Source organism: Mycolicibacterium austroafricanum, assembly GCF_902705885.1.
In the GTDB taxonomy this organism is placed as follows: domain Bacteria; phylum Actinomycetota; class Actinomycetes; order Mycobacteriales; family Mycobacteriaceae; genus Mycobacterium; species Mycobacterium vanbaalenii_A.
Genome location: NZ_CACSIP010000062.1, coordinates 1 through 8,007, shown reverse-complemented (window position 1 = coordinate 8,007; position 8,007 = coordinate 1). Strand labels below are relative to the sequence as shown.

The 8,007-nt window shown below is 61.8% G+C and carries 5 protein-coding genes and 1 pseudogene; 1 reads left to right on the top strand and 5 read right to left on the bottom strand.

Features of this window, described 5'->3' with window-relative positions:
* Positions 1 to 743 (top strand): annotated as a pseudogene (locus tag BEMPMBAN_RS32845) (hypothetical protein); the annotation flags it as partial.
* 22 nt (positions 744 to 765) lie between these two features.
* Here BEMPMBAN_RS32845 and eccCa read toward each other — a convergent pair.
* The 5 genes from eccCa to BEMPMBAN_RS29660 are packed head-to-tail and all read right to left on the bottom strand — an operon-like array spanning position 766 to position 7,792.
* Positions 766 to 4,887 carry a type VII secretion protein EccCa gene (gene eccCa / locus BEMPMBAN_RS29680; RefSeq protein ID WP_159235048.1) on the bottom strand — a complete coding sequence of 1,374 codons (4,122 nt, stop codon included), beginning with the start codon at positions 4,885 to 4,887 and terminating at the stop codon, positions 766 to 768.
* Positions 4,888 to 4,941: 54 nt separating this feature from the next.
* Positions 4,942 to 6,423 carry a type VII secretion protein EccB gene (gene eccB, locus BEMPMBAN_RS29675; protein WP_159235047.1) on the bottom strand — a complete coding sequence of 494 codons (1,482 nt, stop codon included), beginning with the start codon at positions 6,421 to 6,423 and terminating at the stop codon, positions 4,942 to 4,944.
* Between the two features lie 25 nt (positions 6,424 to 6,448).
* Positions 6,449 to 6,730 carry a hypothetical protein gene (locus BEMPMBAN_RS29670; RefSeq protein WP_159235046.1) on the bottom strand — a complete coding sequence of 94 codons (282 nt, stop codon included), beginning with the start codon at positions 6,728 to 6,730 and terminating at the stop codon, positions 6,449 to 6,451.
* Positions 6,727 to 7,032 (bottom strand): type VII secretion target, encoded by a 306-nt coding sequence (locus BEMPMBAN_RS29665; RefSeq protein WP_159235045.1) that lies wholly within the window; start codon positions 7,030 to 7,032, stop codon positions 6,727 to 6,729. The genes BEMPMBAN_RS29670 and BEMPMBAN_RS29665 overlap by 4 nt, the downstream gene beginning before the upstream one ends.
* A gap of 16 nt (positions 7,033 to 7,048) precedes the next feature.
* Positions 7,049 to 7,792, bottom strand: a complete 744-nt coding sequence (locus BEMPMBAN_RS29660; protein ID WP_159235044.1) for a hypothetical protein — start codon at positions 7,790 to 7,792, stop codon at positions 7,049 to 7,051.
* Positions 7,793 to 8,007: the final 215 nt, after the last annotated feature.

The following is an 8,007-nucleotide window of genomic DNA, read 5'->3' as shown; positions in this document are numbered from 1 at the left end:
CGTATACGGGCAGTCCTGCTGGGGATCGGCAGATGTTGCGGGAGTTGGATAACCGCACCGGAACCGCCCGCAATCTGATCAAGGCATCTGATCAGCGTGCGGTGATGTTAGCGCAGTTGCTGCGTGGCGGCTCCCCTGCCGGGAGCGCAGCGATGGCCCCCGCCGGCGCCATGGGTGGCGGCGCTCCAGCATCCATGGGCGGTGGCGGCGGCGGCTTCGCCTTCCCCAACCTCTCCGGCATCACCAAAACCGGCGGTGGCTACCAATCGCCCTCGGGTGCAAACAGTTCCCCCTTGACGCATGCTGGTGGTCCTTCGGTCTTCCAGAATCTCAACGAGCGTCAGATGAAAGTCGCCAAGGCGATCGTCAATGAAGGGCTGCGTCTCGGGATCAGGCCGGCCGGGATCCAGATCGCACTCATGACCGCACTCGCCGAGTCGCAGCTGAAATCCCTTGCGAACTCTTCTGTTCCCGCATCGTTGGCAATTCCCAACGATGGCGTGGGCCACGACCACGATTCTGTAGGTCCATTCCAACAGCGCCAAAGCTGGGGCGCTACCGCAGATTTGATGAACCCGACCATCTCGGCCAACAAGTTCTATACGGCTCTGCTTAAGGTCCATGGTTGGGAGCGAATGGACCTCGGTCAAGCCGCTCAGGCTGTTCAAATTTCCGCATTCCCTGACGCCTACAACAAGTACCGGGCGCAGGCCGGGCAGCTGCTCAGGGCCGTCACAGCGTAATAGCGACCGCCGACAGCCACCGCTATTGTGCGGCGGCTCTCGGCGGTTCCTCCCATGCCACCATTGTTGTGGTGACCTTTCCGCCGGCCTGGACATACAACCCGCGACCGGGACGTTGCCGCTCACCTACAACCCCACCGACCAATGCTCCATCATTCCTGGTGGCGTCGAGGATCACACCTGGTGTCTGCATTCCCAACACCTTGCGCATCACGTCACCTCCATTCTCTGCCCAACGATAGAAGTCGCGGGCTCCACCGGCGATGATCAGATGCAACCCGACGTATCCCCCCAACTCCACGAACGGTGCCAGGGGGTCTAGACCCATACCCATATTGACTAACGCTGTCATGTCGTCGACCAAAACGAAGATCCGCTTGCCGGTGAACTGTGCGCCGGCCATCAGCATCTGCTGGTCGGACTTACCCTCTGGTTGACGAGACTGCAGCTCGGCGGCAAGCTCATAGGCCAGGCCCTGTACCTGGTCCTGCAGGAAGCAGTAGTGACCAAGGTACCCCGACTTCTCGGTGACCACCCCCAGCTGATGCCGCTTGATATCCACCATGTGGATCACGGCTTCTTCGGGCGTGTACTGCCGCATGATCCCGCGTGCGATGACACGGATCAGGTTGGAACGACCCGACTCTGAGGCGCCCACCCCCAGGAAGGTATTCACCTTGCTGAAGTCCACGCGTGCTGGTCCCAGGTCGGTGTCGACGATGCCCAAGCGAATCGAATGCTTGTGGTCATCGTCGGTCCGTGGGATCCGCCAGACCTCTTCGAGAGAGACCTTTTCGGGCAGCCGCCGCACCGTGACAGGTTTGTCCGAACCTGCCACGGACACAATCTGCTCAACCAGCGCCGACACCTCCAGGTCACCGTCAGCGGTGCGGCGCCGGCCGGGGAACCCGTACATCATATGCAGGATCTGCTTACCCTCTTTGCTCAGGCCGCGTCCGGGGATGTCGTCAGGTACCTTCTTGGCTTCCTGGCGGCTCACCTCGCTCATGGTCTCATCGGCTAGCCGCAGTTCCAGGATGAGCCGGGTGTTGTCGGTGACGCTTTTTTGCATACCGCCGCCGATAAGCGCCGAGGATGTCCACAGCACATGCACTCCATACGAGCCGCACTTGCCCATGATCGACTTGATGGCGTCATAGGACCGTTCGAATCGCACGGCAAAATCCTGCAGATTGTCGATCGCTAGCCACACCTCGCCGAAGCCGTCGCGCGGCACATGCCCGCTGGCCAGTCCGAATCGCCTGCGGCGCCAGTCTTTAACGTCCTCGATGCCGTGCTCAGGGAAGGACCTTTCTCGGCTCTCTACCAAGTTCACGATCTCAGAGATCGCTCGCGTGAGGCCTTCGGCGTCATCCGCGCCGTAGATGCCGGCGCAGTGGGGTAGCTTATCGAGTGTTGACAGGCCGGGCCCGCCCAACCGTATTCCGATGAACTGCACCTGCTCAGGTGTGTACCGCATTGCCAGACTTGCCAGGAATGTCATCGCTGTTGTGGTTCGGCCCGACCGCGGCTCCCCGACAATACCGATGTTGGGGTCGGATAAGTCGTAGGCCAGCACATCTTGTGCGTGCAATCTCGGTTTGTCCACGATGCCCACCGGAACCGACATCGACGGGTCTCGACGTTCCAAATAGCCCTGATACCACGGGGTTCCGTAGTGTTGCTGGTGCAGATCCTCCAGCAGACGAGGTGTGCGCAGGTCTTCCAGCCACATTTCGTGACGTCTTTTCGGGCGGTGCGGTTTGAGTGCGGCCACCGCGACGTCTACAAGGGCGCCGATCGCGACGTCATCTTCGTCATCGTCGGTTTTAGGTTCGGTCTGCGCGTCGGGCTTCTTCTCAGTGAGCTTGCGTTCTGGAAGCGGCACCGCATCGAGCGAAAACAGTTGCGGTTCAAAGTAATTCTCGGTCTGCTGTACTTGCTCGGCTTGCACTTCTGCCCGTGGAAGCCGGTACGGAGAGCCGACATCGTAAATCTGGATCTCCTGCAGCTCCCCCTCGCCAACCTTGATGAAACCGCGACCGCCACCACCGTCTTCGGGGATCTTCGCGGCCCGCGGATCTCCGATAAAGGACCGGGACTCTTGATCGCTGAACGCCCGTAGCGCGATGCGCCAGCCGAAGTGTGCTTCCATCCCGCGCAGCTTGGATTCCTCCAGCCGCTGCGACGCCAGCAGCAAGTTGACCCGCAGCGAGCGCCCCAGGCGGGCGATCCGGACGAATACCGGCACGATCTGTGGGTACATCTCGAACAGTTCGGTGAACTCGTCGACGACGATCTGAATCCAGGGCAGCGGCTCCCAGTCCTCGTGGCCCTCTTCAACTCGTGCCCGCTCGTAGTCTTCGACTTCTGCCAGTTCCGGGCGATTCAGGTTCTCGGCCACCGAATCCAGAATCTCTTGACGTCGATCGAGTTCGCCGCCCAAGACGTCTTCCAGTCGCTCAACATATTCGGCGTCCTTGCCGAGGTTGGAGAGCACCATAAGAGTGCCCGGAAGATCGGCCACGCGCCGCCCGAATGAGCGGCCTTTCCAGTCAAGGATGATGTGCTGCAGGACATCTGCGGAGTGGGTGATCGCTTGCGAGAGAATGAAGGCCAGCAGTGTCCACGACTTCCCCGAACCGGTTGCTCCCAGGAGTAGACCGTGGTTACCCATTCCGCGGGGAATCGCTGAGGTCGAGTTCACATTCATCGTGAACGTCGATCCGTCTTTGTAGCGGCCCAGCGGAAATAGTCCTCGCAGCTTGCTGTCTGGCGATTTACGGGCTGCGTAGATGCGGTGCGGCTCCAAATGCCGGGCATCATCGATCCGGAGGGTTTCGAGCAGCCCGCCTTCTTGCTCCATGATCTCCACGACGCTCGACGCGCCCTTGGTGGCATCCCAGGTCGCCATGGCCCGGGCGAATTCGTCGGCGTCTTCCACCGACATGCAGTCGGTACGCGCGTAGTAGAAGGGTTCACCTAAAGCGGTATCGCAAATGCGGCGGTCGTCGGTGACCTGGAACGTTGTCTCCGGTGTCCATCCGCAGCCATCCGACCGCCGAGTGGCCAGTCGCAAGAACGTGGTCGCTTCAACACCTAAGCGGGAGCGGGTCACCCTATTCCATTCCTCGACAGCCCCGGTGTCGTCATCCACCACGATCAAGTGACGCACGTCACTAACTTTTGGTTGCGAGTGCTGACCGCCGTCCGGTTCTTTGACCGCGACAAAGTCACCACGACTGTTGTTCAGATCAAAGACGCGGTCGAAGTCTTTCGGGCTGGTGAACACCAAGCGAGTGGGCCCAGCACCGTCGTGTGTGGTCGGGTCGCAACTGTGTGGCATCCACTTGAGCCACTCCCATTGCGCGGGATTGGCGGTGACGACCGCGATGGCGATGTCATCGGGGCCGTGGAATGTCGCCAGTTGGCACAACATGGACCGCACCAGTCCGTGGATCGTGGGCATGTCCCCGTAGAAGGCGAATCCCGGATTGCTGCGCAACGCCAACGGCATGGGGATGTCACGTATGTAGGGCTTTTCCAGGAAAAAGTCGCGCAGCATCGTGTTAGGCATGGGGTCACGCTTGGTGCGGTCAGGCAGCTTCGGTGTCTTGAGTTCTATCGCCAACTGCGACAGCCCCACCCCTACACGGCATTTCCCGAACTGCAATGACGGCGGCCGGTGACACCACATGCGAGCAGATCCATCAGCGACGATCCGCACGAGATCCAACGGATTCGGATTGAAGAACAGCACTCGCTCGAACTGCTTCTCCCCCACCGCATCGACGACATTGCGGAACTCGTCGAGAGTCTGCCCGTACTCTTCGCGCTCACCTTCTTGATCCGAACGCGTCTTCTTGTTCGCGCCGCCGAACCTCTGCACCATCATGCCGCCGAACGACATCATCATCATCAACGGAAATATCAGACCAACACCGGTAAAGGTGCGCGCGCCCACCAGAAAAAGCATGACGATGGTTCCGATGATGCCGACCACCAGGCCCACGGGCAAAATGACCGAAACGATTGTGCGAAAACGGCCTGGCTGCACCGTAGGTGGTGCCGGGAGCGTGCGTTTATCGCCGGCCAGGCTGGGCGCTTTGATATCTGCAGGCCGCTCGAAAAGCTTTGTCGGCATGGAAGATTCCTTTCGGGCCATCAATCAACGGCATGATCCAGGCACAGCGTCTGGCTATTGGCCGGCAGTGATCAGGGGCAATGGGGCCTTACCTGGGGCAAGGGTGTCTTGTTTGACTTCGGCATTGGCCCGAGTCAGCAGAGGGCCTTCGGCGTATGGCTGCACCATCGGCCAGGGTGCTTGGTCTGCGGCGCTGATATCGAGGCCGAGCGCATCCCAGGTGGGCTTGTCGAACGGAATCCCGAACCGCACCCCGTTGGGGGCCAGCCACCAGATACTCTCTTTGGTCGTTGCCGCTGGGTCCATGCCGGTGACCCGGAACAGGGCGGCCGCGTCCTGGGCTATCCACACTTGATCGGCTGTGGTTCCCCGGCGGTCATCGCGTGTCAACGACACGATCAACTTCTGCTGCTCATCGGTCAACGGCAGCGTGCGACCTACCAGAATGCTGGTGGTGGAACGCTTCTCTCCCGAAGCCTTCTCCCACGTCAGGCACGTGACGCCGTTGGTCGCCGGATCGACGAAGCTCAAGCGGTTCTGTGGGTAATAGTCGACGTCGAGCACATGTGCGGCGGGCACTCCCGCGAGCCGGTCGGTGGACACCTTGATCGCCGTGGCAGCACCGAACGCGTTCGATCCACGGATCAACGACGCCACCAACGGTGGCACTTTCTGAGCGCCCTGCTCTGTGAGCGCGAAGAATTCGGTTCCGCCCGAGGGATCTTCGACTTGCAGCACTGAGCCGACCACGACACCGGGAGCGATATTCCACGGGCTGGGCGCCCCAGCGTTGGGGATCACAGGAATCCGTAACGGTGGTGTGGCTGGAATCGCGTTGAGCAGGGCCCGTGACATAGCGCGGGGCTTGGCCGTCGACACATCCACTCCGACCGCCAATGCCGTGGCCCTATCGGTGGTGTCGATCGGTGAGCGCACCGATCCCCACACCGCGAATGTGCTTCCCCCATAGCGCATGAGCACAGCCTGGCCGTCAGGGAGCACGTGTGAACGATCTTCTGGAGATAACTGGCCGGCCAGGGCCGTCACTGTCGGTGGTGCCAGGGGGTTGTCGTGCAGGCTGTCACAGACAGCCCAGCGTGAGCGGTCCTGGCGCGGTGAGGTGATCGGCCAGTTCGGTGCGCCAGGAATTCCCACCAAGGGCCCGGTCGGGTATTTCGACATCGCCGAGGATTTCACTGGCTCAGGGTTATCGGGCTTGCCGGCGATCAACCGTGCACTCGTCAAGTTCAGTACCGGATACAGGATGTCGCCCACCCGCACAAACTGGGCCCCGGTGTCGAGGTCCCGAAGAATCATTGAGTTACCCACAGAACCAACAGGTTTGATGATCGAAGCGATCACCATGATGATCACCAGGACCACGCCGATCGCGAGCGAAGTTGCCACGGCCAGCATCTGTTCGCGGTGTGGATCTTCCTCAAGAGAGGCGTCCCCTGTGAGCTGTGCAGCACCTAGTCTGCGCAAGAAGAACAGGTAGCCGCTCGACTGCGGCGCCGAAGCGCGATTGACCGCCATGTATTAAATCCCCTAATTGCCAGGACTATTCGTGAAGAAGGGATTTTGCTGCTCGAACGTCGTCCCAGGTGGGGATGTCGGGATCGATATCGCTGATCCCGGCAGCGCGCATCTGGTCACGCTTTGTGGCCTGCGAAACCAGCCACGCCACCCGATTCACGCGGGTGAGCATCAGCTGCAGCCTTTCAGTCCCCATTTTCATGGCGTCTTCCGTGATTTGAACACTGACGCTGTAACCGTCTGCATCCACGGTCGCCGCAAGCAGGTTGTCGGGTGTGACCTCCCTGAACAACCGTGCATCGCTCACCCTGACACCCCCTGTTGTCCCTGGCGGTGCGCCTCCTCGGCCGCGTCAAGGCGGACTGCAGCTGCATCGGCAGCTGCCGCGATTTGGCGCCGGTGCTCCCCACACCGGTTGTACGTCGTTGTCTGCTCGGCGAAAACCTCCGAGGCCGCACTGGCCACCGGCGCCATGATCGCGCCCTGTCGGTAGATGTTCTCGTGAACCTCGTTGTAGTTGGCCGGGTAGGCTTCAAGGTCTTCGGCCCACTGGCGCCAACCGTGCGCGCGTTGCCGAAGGACATCGGTGTCAATCGTGGTCTTTGACATGATCGTTGATCTCCTTCTACTTGCCCGTGGTAGGACTCGACGTCTGCCCGGACGCTGGTTGCGCCGGCGCGGCCACGTGCGCCGCAGTACTGATCGTGGCGCTAGCGGATTCCGGTGGCCGCCAATAGCCCTTCATTTCACCGTTGTTGGGAAGGTCGCTGATCGGCCGCAGCTGCCCATCCATCAACACAGTGTTCTTGTCCCACACGGTCACCCACCGGGTCCCGGTGTTGGCCAAATCCCCACCCATGATCTGCGACGGCGGCACGTTCTGCTCCGGCGGGATCGTCGCGGTCACCGGTGGAACAGTGAAGCCCGCCTCGCGATAACCAGTAGGGATGTCCATCCCCTGATTGCGCACGTTGTCCAATGCCTTTGCCAGGCCGATGCTGGCGGCCTTTGTGGTCTTGCCGTCGTTGTCTGTCACCACATCAGAAGGCGGCGCCGGTGCTGGCGGTTGGGCTCCAGGCGGCGTCTCCGGAGCGGGTTCGTCCTTCTTGGGCTCCGGTTCTTCCTTCTTCGGCTCGTCGGGGTGATCTGGCTTATCTGGTTCATTCGGATTGCCTGTCCCCGGCGAATCGTCACGGTACGGATCAGGGCCCTCGGCCTGTTGCTGCGCGAATGCAGGCCCCAGCGCTGACCCCAACGCGGAACCGAACCCACCAAGACTGTTCAGCGGCGCCCCGAGTGCACCACCCAGAGCCGCGGGTATCTGCCCGGCCGCGTTCACAAGGCCGCTGAGCGGATCGCCCGTGCCCACGCCACCAAGATTGGGTGCAGGTGGTACCGGCTCACCTTGAGGCTCACCTTGATTCCCGCCGACCGCACCGGGTTGTCCCCCTGGGGCCTCGGGAGTCNCCCCNCCNCGCCCCGCCAACCCAACACCCGCGCGCCCCCCCACGTGGGGGGGGACCCCGCGGGGGGGGGTGTGAGGGGGGGCCCGCGGCCCCGGCGGCGGGGGCGGGTGGGGCAGGG

Excerpts from the sequence above, each read along its gene's own strand:
- eccB (WP_159235047.1), bottom strand. The coding sequence starts at position 6,423 with ATGGCGGTCAATCGCGCTTCGGCGCCGCAGTCGAGCGGCTACCTGTTC.
- eccCa (WP_159235048.1), bottom strand. The coding sequence starts at position 4,887 with ATGCCGACAAAGCTTTTCGAGCGGCCTGCAGATATCAAAGCGCCCAGC.
- BEMPMBAN_RS29665 (WP_159235045.1), bottom strand. The coding sequence starts at position 7,032 with ATGTCAAAGACCACGATTGACACCGATGTCCTTCGGCAACGCGCGCAC.